Below are 17,918 nucleotides of genomic sequence, written 5' to 3'. Positions count from 1 at the left end.
CCGGTGCGCTGGGGCACGCCGGACGATGCCACTGAAGGGACTGCCTTCTGGCAGGGATCTGACTGCTGCTGCCGGGGAGCCAGGCGCCCGAGTACCCGGTTTACTGTTATTTCTCATTTCAAGCACATCATTGGTCAAGTCTGGCGTTGGTTCCACAGCAGGATTCGTCCGAGGTCGCAGTCGTCCACCACGACAATTTATCCAGAAACGTTGTTTTGACTTGATTCATTGTCGCAAGTTTACTTGTGATAAATCGGAATTGACGAGGACCTGTAAATTCTGACGGAACTCTGACAAAAGTCGTGATGGCGCCTGTTTCTGGGCGCCAGCTCTGAGGCTCTTGCTCTGATTTTGTAGTGAATTTCATTGACACTTATCAGGGTGGCTCCTATGTTTTAGGAAAGCTTCACCTGGGTGAACCCGCACTCAGGCCAAGGAGACGCATGCGTAACGTTCACCCCCGCCCCCTGATGCAACGCCCCCTCTGGTCGACCCTCGACGGCCCCTGGGCTTTCAGCTTCGACACCAGCGCCACCCACCAGCATCCCGCCACCGTCGACTTCGACCAGCAGATTGAAGTGCCCTACCCGCCGGAAAGTCTCGCCAGCGGTCTGCACACCCCCGCTCACGGCCGCGCCGTGTGGTACCGCCGCACCGTACAGTGCTCCGACGAATGGACCAGCGGCCGCACCCTGCTTCACTTCGGCGCCGTGGACTACCACGCCACCGTCTGGATCAACGGGCAGAAAGCCGCCGAGCACCGCGGAGGACACACCCCCTTCACCGTGGACGTCACCGACTACGCCAGCGGGTCCTTTGAGATCGTCGTGCGCGCCGAGGACGACCCCCTCGCCCTGGACCAGCCGCGCGGCAAGCAGGACTGGCTGCCCGAACCGCACGGCATCTGGTACCCCCGCACCACTGGCATCTGGCAGACCGTCTGGATGGAACGCGTCCCTGTCACGTCGGTCCAGCGCGTGGAATTCCAGCCTGATCTGGACACCTGGGGCGTGCACGTCCGCGTGAACGTCGACAACTTTCGTTCTGGCCTGAAGGCCCGTGTCGTCCTCACTGTGCCCGGCGAGACCCTCGCCGACGACGTGTACACCCTCTCCAGCAACGAACTGCACCGCGTCATTCCTCTGCTCGACGGCGGCATTGACAGCCACCGCAACCAGCTGCTGTGGAGCCCCGAACACCCGCAGCTGATCGACACGACCGTTGAGATTCTCGACGGGACCGAGGTGATCGACCGCGTCCTCGGGTACACCGCGCTGCGCTCCGTCACCATCGAGCAGGGCCGGTTCCTGCTCAACGGCTCCCCGTACCAGCTGCGCTTCGTGCTCGACCAGGGGTACTGGCCGGAGTCGCTCATGACGGCCACCAGCGAGCAGTTCCGCGCCGACGTGGAACTCACCAAGCGCCTGGGCTTCAATGGCGTGCGCAAACACCAGAAACTCGAAGATCCCCGCTACCTGTACTGGGCCGACCGGCTCGGCCTGCTGGTCTGGGCGGAAATGCCAAGCGCCTACCGCCTCAGCGACCGCAGCATCCAGACCGTCACGGCCGAATGGATGGAAGCCGTCATGCGCGACCGCGGCCACCCCAGCGTGGTGGCGTGGGTGCCCTTCAACGAATCGTGGGGCGTGCCGGACCTGACGCGCCGGTCCCGGTCCCGCGCCCTCGTCCGCGCCCTGTACGAACTGACCCGCGCGCTGGACACCACGCGGCCCGTCATTGGCAACGACGGCTGGGAGAACGACGCGACCGACGTGCTCACCATTCACGACTACACGCCCGCCGCGGACGTCCTGCGCGCCCGCTACAGCACCCGCGAACGTGTCCGCGACACCCTGCTGCACGCCCGCCCCGGCGGCCGCAACCTGCTGCTCGACCCCACCCTGGCCGACCGTGACCTGCCGGTGATGATCACCGAATTCGGCGGCATCGCCTTCATCACCGACACGCAGCCCGGCTGGGGCTACAGTCACGCCCGCGACGACGAAGCCTTCCTCGCGCACTACGAGTCTCTGCTGGAAGCCACGCATGACTGCCAGGCCCTCGCAGGCTTCTGCTACACGCAGCTGACCGACACGTTCCAGGAGAAAAACGGCCTGCTGGACGAGCACCGGCGCTTCAAGGGCAACCCTGACCGCCTGCTGCGTGCCACCGCCGGACCCCGCGACCCGCGCACCATTGACATCAGCGTCATCCCCGACCCGTTCGGGTACACCCCGGAATGGCAGGCCAAGCAGCTGATGGAGACAATGGGCCACTAACCACCCCACCGGAAGCCGGCGTCCTGACACGACGCCGGCTTCCGACATTCCGGGTGCGCGGCGGGGCAACGGAGCACGCCCTGACCCGCGCCGCAGGGCGCGCCACCGTTCTGCGGGCCCCGCGCGTGATATCAGAGAGTATGTTCGACGAGTTCGCGGTGCATGACCTGCTTGAGCCTGAAGAGCGCCTTGTGCGCGAAAGCGTCCGTGCCTTCTGCGACGCCGAACTTCTCCCCCACGTGGCCGACTGGTGGGACACCGGGGACCTGCCCGTCCGGGACGTCATGCGCCGGTTCGGCGCGATGGGCCTGCTGGGCCCCACCACACCCGAAGAGTACGGCGGTGCGGGCGTCACGTACAGCGCGTACGGCGCGATGATGTACGAACTCGAACGCGCCGACAGCGGCCTGCGCAGCGCCGCGAGCGTGCAGGGCAGCCTCGTGATGTACCCGATCCTCACGTTCGGAAGCGAGGAGCAGCGGCGGCGCTGGCTGCCCGGGCTCGCGAGCGGCGAACTGATCGGCTGCTTCGGCCTGACCGAACCCGACGGCGGCAGCGACCCCGGCGCCATGCGCACCCGCGCCCGCCTGGACGGGGACCAGTACGTGCTGAACGGCAGCAAGATGTGGATCACGAACAGTCCCGAAGCGGACGTGGCCGTGGTCTGGGCCAAGGACGACGCGGGGCTGGTGCGCGGCTTCATCGTCCCGACCGACACGCCCGGCTTCAGCGCCCCGAAAATCACCCGGAAGATGAGCCTGCGCGCCAGCGTCACGGGAGAAATCGTCCTGCAGGACTGCCGCATTCCCGCCGGGAACCTGCTGCCGGGCAGCGGCGGCCTGAAAAGCCCCCTGTCGTGCCTCACCTCTGCCCGCTTCGGCATTGCCTGGGGCGCCATGGGCGCTCTGGAAGCCGTCCTGCAGGCCAGCCTGGACTACACCGGGTCACGCAGCACCTTCGGGCGGCCGCTCGCGGCGCGGCAACTGGTGCAGGACAAACTCGCCCGCATGGCGACCGACCACAGCCTGGGCCTGCTGATGGCGTGGCGTCTGGGCACCCTGAAGGACGCCGGCACCATGAACTACGCCCAGGTGAGCTACGCCAAGCGCAACAACGTCCGCGTGGCCCTGCAGGGCGCCCGCCTCGCCCGCGAACTGCACGGCGGGAACGGCATCACGACCGAGTACCCCGTTATTCGCCACATGCTGAACCTCGAGACGGTCGACACGTACGAAGGGACGCACGACATTCACACCCTGATCGTGGGACGTCACCTGACCGGCCAGGGTGCCCTGGAATAACCCGCGCGGGCGGCGCGTGGCAAAGGGCCGGGCTTGCCAGCGAACGCACGGCGCGCGTTCCTGCCCACCCATGGAGTCCCGCGGTCCGTCTGCGGGTGAACAACGCGCCTCTTCCCACGACCCACGCGCCCAGCCGCGGCACCGTCAGGTGGTCCTGGGGGTGCTTGCCGGACAGGCAGCGCCGCAGCCAGGACCCCCCGATCAACGAGCGGCTGAACCCGGCGCGCCTCACGCCGGCCTCGCTGCGCGCTGCCCCCCGGTAGACTTGTGAGGCACGCCGGGGTGAATCTCAGTCTGGACCAGGACGAACGCACGGTCGGTTGGTCGCTGGGCCGCCTTCTCAGGTGCACTCCTGCGTCCAGTGAAGTCCGCTCGGGCTGAGCCGCCATGAGCTGAATGCGGGACAACAGCGTGGGTTTGGACCCCGGCCAGCGTGAGCCCCAGGTGGTTCTGGCCGGAGCCCTGCCCTGACCCGGTGACCGCCTCGAGTCACGCCCCGGTGCGGGCCTGCGCGTTTCAGGTCTGAACGCGGCACAATGAACAGCCGTGACCGCTCGCCGACTCCTGCCCCGCTGGACCCTGCCGGCCACGCTGCTGGTGCTGCTGGGCGTCGCCGCGTGGATCAACCTGCCACTGCCGGGCGTGACGGGCCGCGTGACGCGCGCCGTGGCCACCCTGCCGGCCAGCCCGCCGTTCCGTCCGGGGCAGCGGGTGTTGCTGCTGACCCCCCATCCGGACGACGAGACCTTGTGCTGCGCGGGCACCATCCTTCAGGCCCGCTCCGCCGGCGCCGAGGTGTTCGTGGTGTGGGTGACCGCGGGCGACGGCTTCGAGTTCGACGCGGCCCTCACGGGGCGTACCCTGCGGCCCCGCGGCGGTGCGCTGCGGGCGCTGGGTGAACTTCGGGCGGGGGAGGCGCGGCGGGCCGCGCAGGTGCTGGGCGTGCCGGCCAGCCACCTGACCTTCCTTGGGTACCCGGATGGGGGGCTGTTCCGGCTGTTTACGGTGAATTTCACGTCCCCCTACACTTCGCCGCGCACCGGCATGAGCCGTGTGTACCTGACCGGCGCGCAGTCCCCCGGCGCGCCGTTCACAGGGGAGGCGCTGGAACGCGACCTGCGGCGCATCGTGCAGCGCGTTCAGCCTGACGTGGTGCTGGCGCCCGCTCCGCAGGACTTTCATGCCGACCACCACACCCTGAGTGTCATCGCGCTGCGCCTGATGGCCGGGCGGGGCGAGGAGCGTCGCCTGCGGTACTGGGTGGTGCACGGGGGCCTGGAGTGGCCCCTGCCCAAGGGTCTGCACGCGGCGCTGCCGCTGGCGCTGCCGCCGCGGGCTTCTCGCCTGCCGTGGCAACGGGTGCCGCTGAGCCTGGAGGACCGCCGGGTGAAGCTGCGCGCCATCAACACCTACCGCTCGCAGGTGGATGTCCTGGGGCGCTTCATGCGGGCGTTCGTGCGGAGCAACGAACTCCTGAGCCCCGAGCCTCTGCCGGTGGGGAGGCCCACCACCCCATGAAGGGCGCGCGGGCGGGAGGTGCGTACACTGCGCGTATGACTGTTCCGTCCGGTTGGGCCTGTGACACTGCTGACTGAGCTGCGCGCCATGCTCGGCAGCCTCGGCCTGCTGACGCTGTGCGCGTTCGTGCTCAGCCTGGAGTACCGGTCGTGGCCGCTGCGCCACGCCCGGACGGACATCGTGGTGCGCACGCTGGGCGCCGCCGTTGCCGGCCTGCTGCTGGCGCTGTACCCGGTGGCGCTGGGCAGCGCGGAGTTCACGTTGCGGCTGGTGCCGGTGGCGCTCATCGCTCTTTTCTACGGGCCGCTGTGGGGGACGCTGGCGGCCCTGCCGGGTCTGGGACTAGTGCTGCCGGCTGGACTCCCGGCGCTTCTGGCCACCTCCGGCGTCCTGGCCGGCAGCGTGGCGACGCGCCTGCTGCTGGGGCCGCCTCAGGGCCAGCTGGGTGTTGTGGCGCCCGCGTGGTGGCGGTGGTGGGCGGCGCCCCTGAGCCTGAGCGCCGGGCTGCTTGACCTGCTGCCCGTGGGCCGCGGAGCGCTGAGCGCCGTGCCGGCCGCACTGCTGTTCCTGCTCGTGTCGTACTGGACGATGATGCTGGTCCTGACCTCCCGCGTGCGGCTGCTGCGTTCCACCACCGCCCTGCGGCGGGAGGCGTACTCCGATCCACTCACCGGGCTGCGCAACCGCCGGCAGTTCGACCAGGACCTGCACGCGCTCGGGCGGGGTGACCTGGTGGCTCTGCTGGACATCGACCTGTTCAAGGAGGTGAACGATACCCTGGGTCACGCGGAAGGAGACCGCGTGCTGCGCGAGGTGGCCGCGGCCCTCACGCGCGGCGTCCGTGGCGACGATCACGTGTACCGTGTGGGCGGCGAGGAGTTCGCGCTGCTGCTGCGCTGCCTGGACCTCGAACAGGGGGCCGCGGTTGTGCGGCGCAGCCTGGAGCAGGTGCGGGAGGTGCAGGTGCAGGGCCAGCCGGTCACGTTGTCCGGGGGGCTGGCGGTGCACGACGAACAGGAGGTGCCGTCGCGCACCGTGGCGCGCGCCGACGCGGCGCTGTACCGCGCCAAGCAGGCGGGCCGCGACCGGCTGATGCTCGCCGGCCGTCAGCCTCACCCGCATGCACCGGACGACCAGGGCGAGTTCACGGCGCGCAGCGCCCTGGCTCTGATCAACGGGGACCGCGATCCGACCCGGCAGCAGTGGAATGAGGTGCTGCGCGCCGTGGTGGGGGGCGTTCCAGGTGCCGAGGCGGGTTCACTGTACATGGTGGACGCCGGCGGGGACTTCGTGGTGTGCGCGCAGCACGGCTTCGCGGACACGCTGCTGGACGTGCGCCGCTCTCCGGCAAGCATGCAGCGCTGGTACGCCTGGCCGGTTCCGGCGTGGCAGGCGGGTCACCCCCGCATCCTTCGCGGCCCGGAGGTCATGGCCGCCGCGGCCGTGGCCACCACCCTCGAAACGCATCTGACCGGCCGGGAACACGAGAGCCTGATGAAGCCGGTCGAAGCCATCAGCGCCACGCTGGGCGTCCCGGTCGTTGTGGACGGGCAGGTCAGCGCCTTCCTGAACCTGGACCGGCTCAGCGGCGCCGACGGGTTTCCTGATGGGTCGCCCGGCGTCGCCCGCGAAGCGGCCGGGCAGCTCGGAGCGGTGCTGTTCACGCGTCTGCGCCGCGAGCGGGCCGCGCGGCACGTGCGGGAACTCGAAGCGCTGGCGCGCGTCACCGAGGCGCTGCGGGACACGCGGCGTAAGGACGAGGTGCTGAACGTCGTCATGACCATGACGCACGAACTGCTGGGCGCGCGCGAGATTGTGTTTCTCGCGTACGAGTCCGGACCTGACGTCCTGACGTCCACCACGACCAGCGGCGTGTCGCCTGGGCAGGGACAGGTGACCCTGCAGCGCGGGCAGGGCCTGGCGTGGGAGGCCGTCCGCACGGGGGACATCCTGCGGGTGGCGGATGTCCGCACGGCCACGCGCATTCACCGGCCCTCATTTCTTCAGGGTGGGGCGCTGCTGGCTGCGCCGCTGCAGCGTGAGCACAACCTGCTGGGCGTGCTGGTCCTCACGCGGGACACGCCCTTTCAGGAGTGGGACACGCACCTGGTCCGCACGCTCGCCGCGCACTTCCTGACCGCGCTGGACCGCGCCGAGCAGCTGCGCGCCCTGGAAGAGGCCCGTGAGGGAACGCTGCTGGCCCTGGGCCTCACGCTGGAAGCGAGGGACATGGAAACGCACGGGCACACGGCGCGCGTCACGCAGCTCGCCCAGCGCATGGCGGACGCCCTGTCTCTCAGCGACCCGGACCGCTCCGCGCTGCGTGACGTCGCGTACCTGCATGACATCGGGAAGGTGCAGGTCCCGGACGATCTGCTGCGCAAACCCGGCCCGCTTACGCCGGAAGAACGCCGCGTGGTTGAGCAGCACGCCCCGGCCGGCGAGGCGCTCGCCCGGCACATTCCCGGCGTGGGGCGCGCCACGCTGGACGTGGTCCGGCATCACCACGAACGCTGGGACGGCGCGGGCTACCCCGACCGGCTCGCGGGGCGCCGCATTCCGCGGCTGGCCCGGCTGTTCGCCCTGTGCGACGTGTTCGACGCCCTGACGACTGACCGGCCGTACCGGCCCGCGTGGTCTGCGGAGCAGGCGCTGGCGTTTCTGGCGGATCAGGCCGGACAGCAGTTCGATCCGGAGCTGACCGGCGTGTTCCTGACCCTGATGCGTGACGGTGAGGCCGCGGCCCCGAGTATGGACGCCTAAGCCTGAACGGGGCCTGTTCCGCTGAACTCCGGCGTTCTGAACGCGCCCCTCAGGACCCGTGGGATTCCGCGTACCGGGCTGCCGCCTCCGCGTGATCGCGGTGCTGCACGTTCACGCCGGGCAGCGCGCGCCCTAGCGCCGCCACGAGCAGCGGACTGACCCGCAGGGTGCCGCCGGTGGCCGTGACGGGCAGCGTTCCGGCGCGTTCCTGCACGGCCCGTGCCAGGGCGGCGAGCGCCTGGGCGGCCTCCTGAAGCAGCGTCTGCGCGCGCACGTCGCCCTGGTCTGCGGCGCGCCCCACTGCCGGAGCGAGGGTCGCCAGGCCCGCCGCGCCGGGCGTGCTGTACGCAAAGGCGCGCAGGGTGTTCCAGTCCAGGCCGCCCGTCACGGCAGCGACCTCCTGCGCCAGCGGCCCTTCGGGGTGCCGGCCGTGGTCCAGGTCGTGGGTCAGCGCGCGTAGGGCGCCGCGGCCCAGGCTGAATCCGGCGCCGTCGTCACCGATACGGTACCCGCGTCCCCCCGCGCGGATGACCTCGCCGCCGCGCGTGACGTGGTACGCGACGCTGCCCGTTCCGGCGTACAGCAGCACGCCGCTGCCGGGCGCCAGGTGCGCGCGGTACGCCAGGTCCAGGTCACTTTCGACGCTCAGGCGCGCCGGGTTCAGGCCGAGCGCGGCGGCGAGCGCCTCGCGGACCCGGTCGGTATCCGGGTGGTCAGCGCTGAGGCCCGGCAGGCCCGCGTGCGCCACCTCCGGCGTGGCGGGAAGCGCGGCGCGCAGCGCCTGCAGGCTGTCCTGTCCGGCGGGTGTGCCCAGCAGCGCGGTCGTCAGCGGCGGTCCAGAGCCGGACGCGACGGTGCTGCCGCCGCGGCGCAGGCTCCACCGGGTGCTGCTGCCGCCCGCATCGAGCCCCAGACTGAAGGGAAGAGGGGTCAAGGCGTTCTCGGTGTGCTGAGCTTCACCCGCGCATTGTGCCACCTGCGGGCGCCCCGCATGCGCGGCCTGCCGCTGGCAGCGCCCGGCCCGGCCACGCGGCGGGCGTTCAGCGCCGGGCGCGGGCGGCGTCATGAAGGGCGACACTCACGCCGGCCACCGAGACGAGCAGCATGCCGCCAAGTGCAGTGGGAGAGGGCACGTGCCCGAACAGCCCGGCGCCCAGCAGGGCCGCCCACACCAGCTGCAGGTACGTGAGCGGCGCCAGGAACGACGCGGGCGCCTCCCGGTACGCCAGGGTGAACAGCAGGTGCCCGGCGCCACCGGTCAGGCCGAGACTGAACAGCAGCGCCCCCTGCCCGGCGGTGACGGGGGGACCATGCCAGAACCACGGCAGCAGCGCGCTGAAGGCCACGGTGCCCACCAGCGCGGAGGAGTACAGCATGTTCAGGGGCCGTTCTGTAGAGCCCAGCGCGCGGGAGAGCAGGCCGTACCCGGCGTTCGCGGCGGCGGCCAGCAGTGCGAACGTCACGCCGAGCGGGTCGAGGTGCCCGCCGGGCTGCGCGATCAGCAGCACGCCCACGAACCCGGCCGCGACGCCGGCGGCGCGCGCGGCAGTCAGGCGCTCGCCCAGGATGGGCCCGGCAAGCAGCACGATCAGCAGCGGCGCGGCAAAGGAGATGGCGGTCGCTTCAGCCAGCGGGAGGCGCTGCAGGGCGCTGTTCATCATCAGGGTCAATACCACGAGTGCGGCGGAGCGCAGGGTGACCAGCGCGGGCCGCCGGGTGCGCAGCAGGCCCGCGCCGTGCCGGGGCAGCAGCAGGGCGCTCATCAGCAGGAACTGCGAGGCGTAGCGCGCCGAGGCCACGGCAGGCACCGGGTAGTTCTGCGTGAGGTGCTTGACGGTGGCGTCCAGGCACGCGAACAGCGCGAGCGCCCCGGCGTACAGCAGCGCCCCCCGCAGCAGGCGTGGGGGGCGGGGGTGGGCCGCGGGGGCAGTGGGGGTGGCGCGCGGCGTTCCGGTCATGGGCTCACGCTAGCGCCCGGGAGGGGTGGCTGCGCGGCCGCCGGCCGCCTAGCGGCTCTGCGTGTCGGCGGCGTCACGCAGGGCGTCCCCCATGAAGTTGAAGGCCAGGACGGACAGCACGATCAGCACGCCGGGCAGCAGCAGCCACGGGTACAGGTTCAGGGTTTCGAAATTCTGCGCGTCCTTGAGCAGCAGGCCCCAGCTGGTCATGGGTTCCTTGATGCCCAACCCCAGGAAGCTCAGGGCGCTTTCACCCAGGATGTACCCCGGCAGGGCGAGGGTGGCGGTCACGATCAGGAAAGAACTGAGGTTCGGCATGATGTGACGCAGGATCACGCGCAGGTCACTGCTGCCGATGGCGCGGGCGGCCTGCACGTAATCCACGGTGCGGGCGCTGATCACCTGTCCGCGCACCACGCGCGCCAGACCCGCCCAGCCGATCAGGGCCAGAACCGCCACGATGCCCAGGTACACCCACGTGGACGGCCACTTCGCCGGGATGATGGTGGAGAGCGCCAGCAGGATGGGCAACCGCGGGAAGGACAGCAGGACCTCCACCAGGCGCTGAATCAGGTTGTCCACCCACCCGCCGAAGTAACCGCTGACGCCGCCCAGCACGATCCCGATCGAGAAGGAAATCAGAATGCCGATGACCCCCACGGTGAGGCTCACCTGGGAGCCCACCAGCATGCGGGAGAGCAGGTCGCGCCCGAACTTGTCGGTGCCCAGCGGAAAGTAGAAGCCGCCTTTGACGCCGAACAGGTGCCACTGGCTGCGCCACAGCCCGAACACGCGGTACCCCGCGTCGGTGGGATCGTCACCGCGCAGGAAAAGCAGGATGGGCAGCGGCCGGGTCCGGTCCTCGGCGAAGGTGCTCAGGAACGTCACGGGATCGCGGGTTTTCTTCACGCCGTACACGAACGGCCGCATCAGGCGCCCTTCGTGCAGCACGTGCACGGCCTGCGGCCGTTGGTACGGGTACGCCTCATGCTGCGCGGTGATGCCGTAGGGAGCGAGGAAAGGGGAGAGCAGCGCGGTCAGGTACAGGGCGGCCAGCACCCAGGCGCTCAGGACGCCCACGCGGTTGCGGCGGAAGCGGCGCAGCGCGAGCTGCAGCGGCGTGCGCCGCGTTTCCTGGGTGGGCAGGTCGGGGGCGGCAGCGGCGGTCATTCGAACCTCACGCGCGGGTCCGCCCACGCGAGGGCCAGGTCGGACAGCAGGTTGCCGATCAGCAGCAGCAGGGCGCTGAACAGCAGCAGGGTCATGGCGACGTACTGGTCCTTGTTCAGCAGGCTGTCGTACAGGAACGGCCCGATGGTGGGCAGGTTCAGGACGATGCTGGCGATGATCGTGCCGCTGATCAGGCTGGGCAGGCTCAGGCCCGCCAGGCTGATCAGCGGGTTGATGGCGTTGCGCACCGCGTGTCCCCACAGCACCCGCCGTCCAGCCAGCCCCTTGGCGCGCGCCGTGCGGATGTAGTCCTGGTTGATTACGTCCAGCATGGAGGCCCGCATCTGGCGCATCAGGCCCGCGACGCCCTCCAGGCCAATGGCGATCATGGGAATCCACAGGTGGGCGAGCAGGTCCATGACTTTGGCGCCGCTCCACGGCGCGTCGATGAACTGCGGGCTGAACAGCCCGCCCACGTTCGTGCCGCCGGTCTTGAGCACCAGGGCGATCAGCAGCAGCGCCACCAGAAAGTCCGGCGTGGCAAGGCTGACGTACCCGAAAAAGTTCAGGGCGGCGCTGCGCTTTCCGTGGCGGTGGATGGCAGTGTAGATGCCCAGCGGCACGGCAATCAGCCACGACACCAGCAGGGTCAGCACGGCGAGGAACACCGTCCAGCCCAGGCGTTCCCAGATGAGGCTGCTCACCGGGCGGCCGTTCACGAACGAGTAGCCGAACTCACCGTGCGTGACGATGCCTTTGATCCAGGTGAGGTACTGCGCCCACAGGGGCTGATCCAGGCCCAGCTGCCGGGTGATGCTGGCCACCGTGTCCTTCGTGACCCGCGGATCCTCCAGGTACTGGTCGATAAAGGACCCGGGTTGCAGCTGAATCACGGCGAAGCACACCACGCTGATCAGCAGCAGAGTGGGAATCATGCCCAGGACGCGGCGGAGGGTGTACGTCAGCATGCGGCTCCCGGGCCGGGCGGGCGGAGTGAGGTGGGGGCGGATCGGGTCAAGGCGGGCACTCCTGCGGGGAGAGGCGAGGGTGGGAAGCGGTGCACAAGGCGCGCGGCCCCCACCACTTCCCACCCCGCGGCTGGTTTACTTCTGGAAGATCAGCGGGACGGGGTTGTACCCGGGAATCACGCCGAGGTTGTACACGTAGTTGCCGTACTTGTTGCTGATCGCGCCGAGGTTCTCAGGTTTGGCGATCGGGGTGACCGGCAGGTTCTGCGCGAACAGCAGCTGCCAGCGGGTGTACAGGGCTTTGCGGGCGCTGGCGCTGGGTTCCACGGCGGCCTTGTTGAAAATCTCGTAGATTTCCTTTTCCCAGCCGGCCATGCGGGCGGTGTTGGCCGGGTCGCCGTCCTTGGCCGGCTGCAGCGTGCGGTGCCAGTAGTACAGGCTGCCGCCCGGCTGCCAGATCGGGCGGCGCAGTTCCGGGTCGGGCTGGTCGCCGAAGGCGTGCAGGATCATTTCCCAGTCGCCGCTCTGTCCGGTGGACAGCAGGCGGCTGCTGAGGATGCCGCGCAGGTTCACCTTGACGCCCACCTTCGCGAAGTCACTCTGGATAATCGTGGCGATGGGGGGGTACACGGCGCTGTCGGTGCCGTACGTCAGGTCCAGTTCCAGCGGCTGGCCGTTCGGAAGCAGGCGGGTGCCCGCGGCGTTGCGTTTCTTCAGGCCCAGGGCGTCCAGGGCGTCGTTCGCGTCGCTGAGGCTGAAGCCGCCCAGCTGGCGCGTGGTGTTGGCGTAGAAGGTCTTGTTCGCGGGGGCCACGCCGTGCCCGGGCAGGCTGGCCAGGCCGTTGTACACCGAGTCGATGATGCGCTCGCGGTTGATGGCGCTCTGCATCGCGCGGCGGAAGCGCACGTCACTGAACACCTTGGCGAGGGCGGCGTTCTTCGCGTCGAAGTTGTACGCCACGAAGGGGGGGCTGCCGAACAGGGCGGTGGAGCGCATGACCTTGAAGGGCGCGCCGGCCACTTCCTTCTGCTTCAGGTCCGGGAACTGCGCGCCGCTGATGTTCAGTTGGTCGAGGTTGCCGGCCAGGAACTGGGCCACCTGCGCCTGCGGGTCGCGGATCACCAGGAATTCCAGGCGGTCGAGGTACGGCAGCTGCTTGCCGGCGGCGTCCACCTTCCAGTAGTTGGGGTTGCGGACCAGCGTGACCTTCTGCCCGGAGGTGTAGTTGCTCAGCTTGAACGGGCCGGTGCCCACAACTTCCGCTTCATTGACGTTGGTGGGCCACGCGGTGTTGATGTCGCTGGCCTTGGCGCCGCTGTCCTGGCCGTACCTGGCGAGTTTGTGCTGCGGCATGATGAAGTACCGCTGCTGCAGCAGGAAGGCGGGGGCGGGGCGCGGCAGGATGAAGCGCACGGTCATGGGGTCGACCTTGCTGATGGTGACGTCCTGACCGCCGAGTTTGAAGTTCCCGGCGTCCCCGGCGCGCGCTTCGGGGTTCATGATCATGTTCCTGTACGTGAAGATCACGTCGTCGGCGTTGAACGCCTGGCCGTCACTCCACTTCACGCCCTGGCGCAGCTTGAAGGTGTACACCCGGCCGTCGCTGCTGATGGTCCAGCTTTCGGCCAGGGCAGGCTCGATCTTGTACGTGGCGAGGTTGAACTCGACCAGGCCGTCGAACATCTGCTGGGAGATCAGGCCGAGGTTGTTGTCGATCGCGCCGTAGTAGAACAGGCTCTGGGGACTGTCGCCCAGGGGCAGGGTGTAGGTGCCGCCGCTTTTGCCGGCGGTGACGCCCAGGCTGGCGTAGCTGCTGACCTTCTTGGGGGCGGCGTGCGCGGTGCAGAGCAGGGCGAGGGTGACAAGGGTCAGGGTGCGGGTGTACATAGGTGACCTCCGGGGGGGTCTGGGGTGCGGAATGGATGAGGACTGAACGACGCCCCACACTAGTACCACTTTCGGCCCACTTGCAACCGTCTTGCAAACTGGTCCGCGAGTGGTACGCTCGGGAGGATGCCGTTCACTGCCTCCTCACTCTGGGTGATTCCGCTTGACAGCGCGAGCGCCACGCCCGTGTACGTGCAGGTGGCCCAGGGACTGACCCACCGCATCGAAAGCGGCCAGCTGCGCCCCGGCAGCGCCCTGCCCGCCGAGCGTGACCTCGCCGCGCACCTGGGTGTCTCCCGCGTCACCGTGCGCCAGGCGCTGGCCCTGCTCGCCCAGCAGGGCCTCCTGACCCGCCGCCACGGCAGCGGCACCTTCGTGACCCCGCCCCCCCGCCCCGGCGACCTGCCCGCGCGCAGTCTGGGCCTGCTGTCCTCCTTCTCCGACGACGTCCGGTCCCGCGGCCAGTCGCCCGGCGCGCGCGTCCTGAACTTCGAGCGCACCCACCCCACCCCGCAGGAGGCCATGGGTCTGGCCCTCTCGCCCAGCGAACTCGTGTACCGCCTGCGCCGGGTCCGCACGGCCGACGGCGAACCCCTCGCCATTGAGGACTCCACCCTGCCGGCCGCACTGGTCGGCCCGCTGGCCGCCCAGGACGTGCAGGACGCCAGCCTCTACGCCCTGCTCGCCGCGCGGCACCTCAGCCCCGCCCGCGCCATCCGGCATCTGCGCGCCGTCAACGCCGACCTGACCTTCGCGCCGCTGCTGAACGTCGCCGTCGGCGCCGCGCTGCTCACCACCGACCGCGTCTCCTGGCTCGCGGACGGCCGGCCCATCGAGTACGCCCGCGCCCACTACCGCGGGGACCGCTACGACTTCGTGATGGAACTCCAGGGCAGCGCGTGACCCGCCCGGCGCGCGTTCTGGGACTCATGAGCGGGACCAGCGCCGACGGCATCGACGCGGCGCTGCTGGAACTGCCCGGCTGGCCCGCCCTGGGCAGCGGTGGCCCCACGCTGGGCGCACTGCCCGGCGGCGCGCCGCGCGCACGCGTGGTGGCCCACACCTTCACCCCCTACGCCCCGGACCTGCGCGCCGCGGTGCTGCGGGCCGCGCGCAATGAAGGCGGCCCGGCCGACCTCGCGCAGCTGCACTGGTGGCTTGGCGAGGCCCTCGCGCAGGCCGCCGCGCCGCTGGCCGCGGACGCCGACCTGATCGCCAGCCACGGCCAGACCGTGCAGCACCACCCGCGTCCCGACCCCTCACGCGCCTGGGCGCGGCCCGCCACACTGCAACTCGGTGAAGCCGCCGTGATCGCGCAGCGCACCGGCCGGCCGGTCGTGGCGGATTTCCGGCCGGCCGACCTCGCCGCAGGCGGCGTGGGCGCTCCCCTCGTGCCCTTTGCCGACTGGGCCCTGTTCGCGCAGGCCGGCACCCACCGCGCCCTGCTGAACCTGGGCGGCATTGCGAACCTGACCGTGCTGAGCGGCGCCGACCCGGCCGGCGTGCAGGCCTTCGACACCGGCCCCGCCAACTGCCTGCTGGACGAAGCGGCCGCCAGGGCCGGCCTCACCCACGACGAGAACGGCGCCCTGGCCCGCGCCGGTCAGGTGCATGAACCCACCCTCGCCCAGTGGCTCACCCACCCGGAACTCACGCAGCGCCCGCCCAAAGCCACCGGCCGGGAAGTCTGGACCCTGAGCCGCCTGTCCGTTCCCGCGTCCCTCAGCGTCCCGGACCTCGCCGCGACCGCCACCGCCTTCACCGCCCGCAGCGTCGCCGCGGCCCTGCACTTCCTGCCTCGCCGGCCCGACGAGGTGATCGTCGCCGGCGGAGGCGCCCGCAACCCCGCCCTGCTCGGCGCGCTGGCCGGCGCGCTGGGTCCCACGCCCCTGCGCACCTTCGACGACCTCGGCTGGAGTGCGCAGGGCTTCACCGACGCCACCCGGGAAGCCGCCGCATTCGCCTTCCTCGGGTACGCCCGCGCGCAGGGCTGGCCGAACACCCTGCCCCACACCACCGGCGCCGCGCATTCCGCCCACGCCGGCAAGTGGACCCCCGCCCCCGGAGCCGCATGACCCCCGACCCGACCCTGCACACCGAAGCGGTCCACCCCGCCTGGTCTGACCTTGACCTGCTCAGCCCCGGCGCCCTGATGGACGCCCTGCTGGAGGATCAGCTCGGCGCCGTCGACGCTGCCCGGCGCGCCGCGCCGGCCCTCACCGCCGCCGCGCAGGCCGCCCTGCCCCGACTCGAGCGCGGCGGGCGCCTGCTGTACGCCGGCGCCGGCACCAGCGGCCGGCTCGGCGTCCTGGACGCCACTGAACTCACCCCGACCTTCTCCTGGCCACCCGAACGGGCCGTGCCGCTCATCGCGGGCGGGCCGCGCGCCATCCGCGCGGCGGTTGAAGGTGCCGAGGACGACCGCGAGGACGGCGTCCGTGTTCTGGGCGGCGTGTCACCCACCTCGGACGACGTGCTGATCGCGGTGGCCGCCAGTGGCACCACCCCCTGGGTGCTGGGCGCCATGCAGGCGGCGCGCAGCGCCGGGACGCTCGTCATCGGTCTGGCGAACAACCCCGGCACGCCGGTCCTCACGCAGGCTGACTGTCCCGTGCTGCTCGATACCGGTCCGGAGATCATCAGCGGGTCCACCCGCCTGAAGGCCGGCACCGCCCAGAAAATCGCCCTGAATACCCTCTCCAGCGCCCTGATGATCCGCCTAGGCAAGGTGTACGGCAACCTGATGGTGGACCTGAAAGCCACCAACGCGAAACTCTACGCCCGGGCCGTGCGGCTCGTCATGCACGCCACCGGCGTCCCCGAGGACCGCGCGCACGCCGCGCTGCAGGACGCAGACGGCCACGTGAAGACCGCCATCGTGGGCCTGCAGCTGAACCTGAACGCCGAGGGGGCCCGCCACCGCCTGAACGCCGCCCACGGTCACGCCCGCGCGGCGCTGGAGCAACCGTGATTCCGCAGCGCACCCGCGACCTTGTGGAACAGGCGCTCGGCCCCGGCGGCCCGTCCGCCGCGGCGCTCGGCGTGGTCCGCGCGGACGGGCAGCGCGCCACCTTCACCGCCGGGCACGCCCGGCACGGGGAGACCGCGCCCCTCGCGCCGGACGCGTGGTGGGACCTCGCGAGCCTCACCAAGCCCCTGTTCACGGCCCGTGAAGTCCTGCGCGCGGCCGAGCGCGGCCTGCTGGACCTCGACGACCCGCTGGGCCGCCTCCTGCCTGACCTCGCGTGGATGAACGACACCCCGCTGCGCGCCCGCACCCTGCGCCAGCTGCTCACGCACACCGCCGGCCTGGGCCCCTGGTCGAAGCTCTACACCTGGGGGGACGCGGCGACCATCCGCGCGCGCTTCCTGCAGGAACCCTGGGCGGTCACCGAGCCGGGCACCGTGCTGTACTCCGACCTGGGGTACGTGCTGCTGGGCCGCGTGCTTGAACGCCTGCACGACCGTCGCCTCCAGACTTTCACGCTGGACCCGGGGTTGACCTTCACGCCCAGGGCCGATCACTCGGTCGCCACCGAACACTGCGCGTGGCGCGAACGGCTGTTGCAGGGCGAAACCCACGACGAGAACGCCGCCGCCATGGGCGGCGCGGCCGGCCACGCCGGTCTGTTCGGCACCCTCGACGGCGTCCTCGACCAGGCCGAGGCGCTGCTGCGCGGCCACTGGCTGTCTCCAGCCGCGCAGCACCTGGCGCTCACCCCACAGGCGCCGGAACGGACCCTGGCGTTCGTGCACGCCAGCCCCGGCTGGAGTGGCGGCAGCCTGTGCAGCCCCCACGCGGTGGGGCACACCGGTTTTACCGGGACGGGCCTGTGGGTGGACCCGCCCCGGGGACTCGCCTGGGTGCTGCTGACCAACCGTGTTCACCCCACCCGGCACGGCCCGTTCGACATTCAGGGCCTGCGCCGCGCCGTGGGCAATACCCTCAGCGCCGCGGTTCCCGGGCGTGAGTAGCCTGTTACGCCCGGCGTACCGGGCCGACCGCTGCGCGCGCCACCCGGCGCCGCAACGGCGGCGGGCAGGGAACCGCTTCCCTATACTGTCAGCTATGAT

The 17,918-nt window shown here is 70.7% G+C and carries 13 protein-coding genes; 8 read left to right on the top strand and 5 right to left on the bottom strand.

The genetic code is table 11. The annotated features are described in order from the left end of the window. Positions 1 to 443 precede the first annotated feature (443 nt). From LAJ19_RS18800 to LAJ19_RS18785, 4 genes are all read left to right on the top strand, one after another. A complete protein-coding gene (locus tag LAJ19_RS18800) occupies positions 444 to 2,279 on the top strand; it encodes a glycoside hydrolase family 2 protein (RefSeq protein WP_225524030.1) in 1,836 nt (611 codons plus the stop codon). Between the two features lie 140 nt (positions 2,280 to 2,419). Further along, positions 2,420 to 3,580 carry an acyl-CoA dehydrogenase family protein gene (locus LAJ19_RS18795; RefSeq protein ID WP_225524029.1) on the top strand — a complete coding sequence of 387 codons (1,161 nt, stop codon included), beginning with the start codon at positions 2,420 to 2,422 and terminating at the stop codon, positions 3,578 to 3,580. Between the two features lie 546 nt (positions 3,581 to 4,126). After that, positions 4,127 to 5,098: a PIG-L deacetylase family protein gene (locus LAJ19_RS18790; RefSeq protein ID WP_225524028.1), complete on the top strand. Its 972-nt coding sequence runs from the start codon at positions 4,127 to 4,129 to the stop codon at positions 5,096 to 5,098. A gap of 60 nt (positions 5,099 to 5,158) precedes the next feature. After that, positions 5,159 to 7,861 (top strand): HD domain-containing phosphohydrolase, encoded by a 2,703-nt coding sequence (locus LAJ19_RS18785; RefSeq protein WP_225524027.1) that lies wholly within the window; start codon positions 5,159 to 5,161, stop codon positions 7,859 to 7,861. A 49-nt stretch (positions 7,862 to 7,910) separates the two neighbouring features. On the opposite strand, the gene LAJ19_RS18780 is transcribed toward LAJ19_RS18785, so the two are convergent. From LAJ19_RS18780 to LAJ19_RS18760, 5 genes are all read right to left on the bottom strand, one after another. Further along, positions 7,911 to 8,795, bottom strand: coding sequence for an N-acetylglucosamine kinase (locus tag LAJ19_RS18780; protein WP_225524026.1), 885 nt, complete (start codon positions 8,793 to 8,795; stop codon positions 7,911 to 7,913). Positions 8,796 to 8,901: 106 nt separating this feature from the next. Then, positions 8,902 to 9,819, bottom strand: a complete 918-nt coding sequence (locus LAJ19_RS18775) for a DMT family transporter (protein WP_225524025.1) — start codon at positions 9,817 to 9,819, stop codon at positions 8,902 to 8,904. 48 nt (positions 9,820 to 9,867) lie between these two features. Beyond that, complete coding sequence (locus tag LAJ19_RS18770) at positions 9,868 to 10,989, bottom strand: ABC transporter permease (RefSeq protein WP_225524024.1); 1,122 nt, start codon at positions 10,987 to 10,989, stop codon at positions 9,868 to 9,870. Then, complete coding sequence (locus tag LAJ19_RS18765; RefSeq protein ID WP_225524023.1) at positions 10,986 to 11,957, bottom strand: ABC transporter permease; 972 nt, start codon at positions 11,955 to 11,957, stop codon at positions 10,986 to 10,988. The genes LAJ19_RS18770 and LAJ19_RS18765 overlap by 4 nt, the downstream gene beginning before the upstream one ends. Before the next feature lie 135 nt (positions 11,958 to 12,092). Continuing rightward, positions 12,093 to 13,844, bottom strand: a complete 1,752-nt coding sequence (locus tag LAJ19_RS18760; RefSeq protein ID WP_225524022.1) for an ABC transporter substrate-binding protein — start codon at positions 13,842 to 13,844, stop codon at positions 12,093 to 12,095. A gap of 126 nt (positions 13,845 to 13,970) precedes the next feature. Between LAJ19_RS18760 and LAJ19_RS18755 the strand changes: the two genes are divergently transcribed. The 4 genes from LAJ19_RS18755 to LAJ19_RS18740 are packed head-to-tail and all read left to right on the top strand — an operon-like array spanning position 13,971 to position 17,819. Beyond that, positions 13,971 to 14,747, top strand: a complete 777-nt coding sequence (locus tag LAJ19_RS18755) for a GntR family transcriptional regulator (RefSeq protein WP_225524021.1) — start codon at positions 13,971 to 13,973, stop codon at positions 14,745 to 14,747. 26 nt (positions 14,748 to 14,773) lie between these two features. Further along, positions 14,774 to 15,919: an anhydro-N-acetylmuramic acid kinase gene (locus LAJ19_RS18750; protein WP_255639907.1), complete on the top strand. Its 1,146-nt coding sequence runs from the start codon at positions 14,774 to 14,776 to the stop codon at positions 15,917 to 15,919. After that, the gene (locus LAJ19_RS18745) at positions 15,916 to 16,815 is read left to right on the top strand and encodes an N-acetylmuramic acid 6-phosphate etherase (RefSeq protein WP_225524019.1); all 900 of its coding nucleotides are present in this window, start codon (positions 15,916 to 15,918) and stop codon (positions 16,813 to 16,815) included. The genes LAJ19_RS18750 and LAJ19_RS18745 overlap by 4 nt, the downstream gene beginning before the upstream one ends. Further along, positions 16,812 to 17,819, top strand: coding sequence for a serine hydrolase domain-containing protein (locus LAJ19_RS18740; protein ID WP_225524018.1), 1,008 nt, complete (start codon positions 16,812 to 16,814; stop codon positions 17,817 to 17,819). Before LAJ19_RS18745 ends, LAJ19_RS18740 begins: the two co-directional genes overlap by 4 nt. Positions 17,820 to 17,918: the final 99 nt, after the last annotated feature.

It is taken from the genome of Deinococcus taeanensis (genome assembly GCF_020229735.1).
In the GTDB taxonomy this organism is placed as follows: Bacteria; Deinococcota; Deinococci; order Deinococcales; family Deinococcaceae; genus Deinococcus; species Deinococcus taeanensis.
Note: the sequence above shows the minus strand (reverse complement) of the source record. Positions and strands in the feature narration are given on the sequence as shown.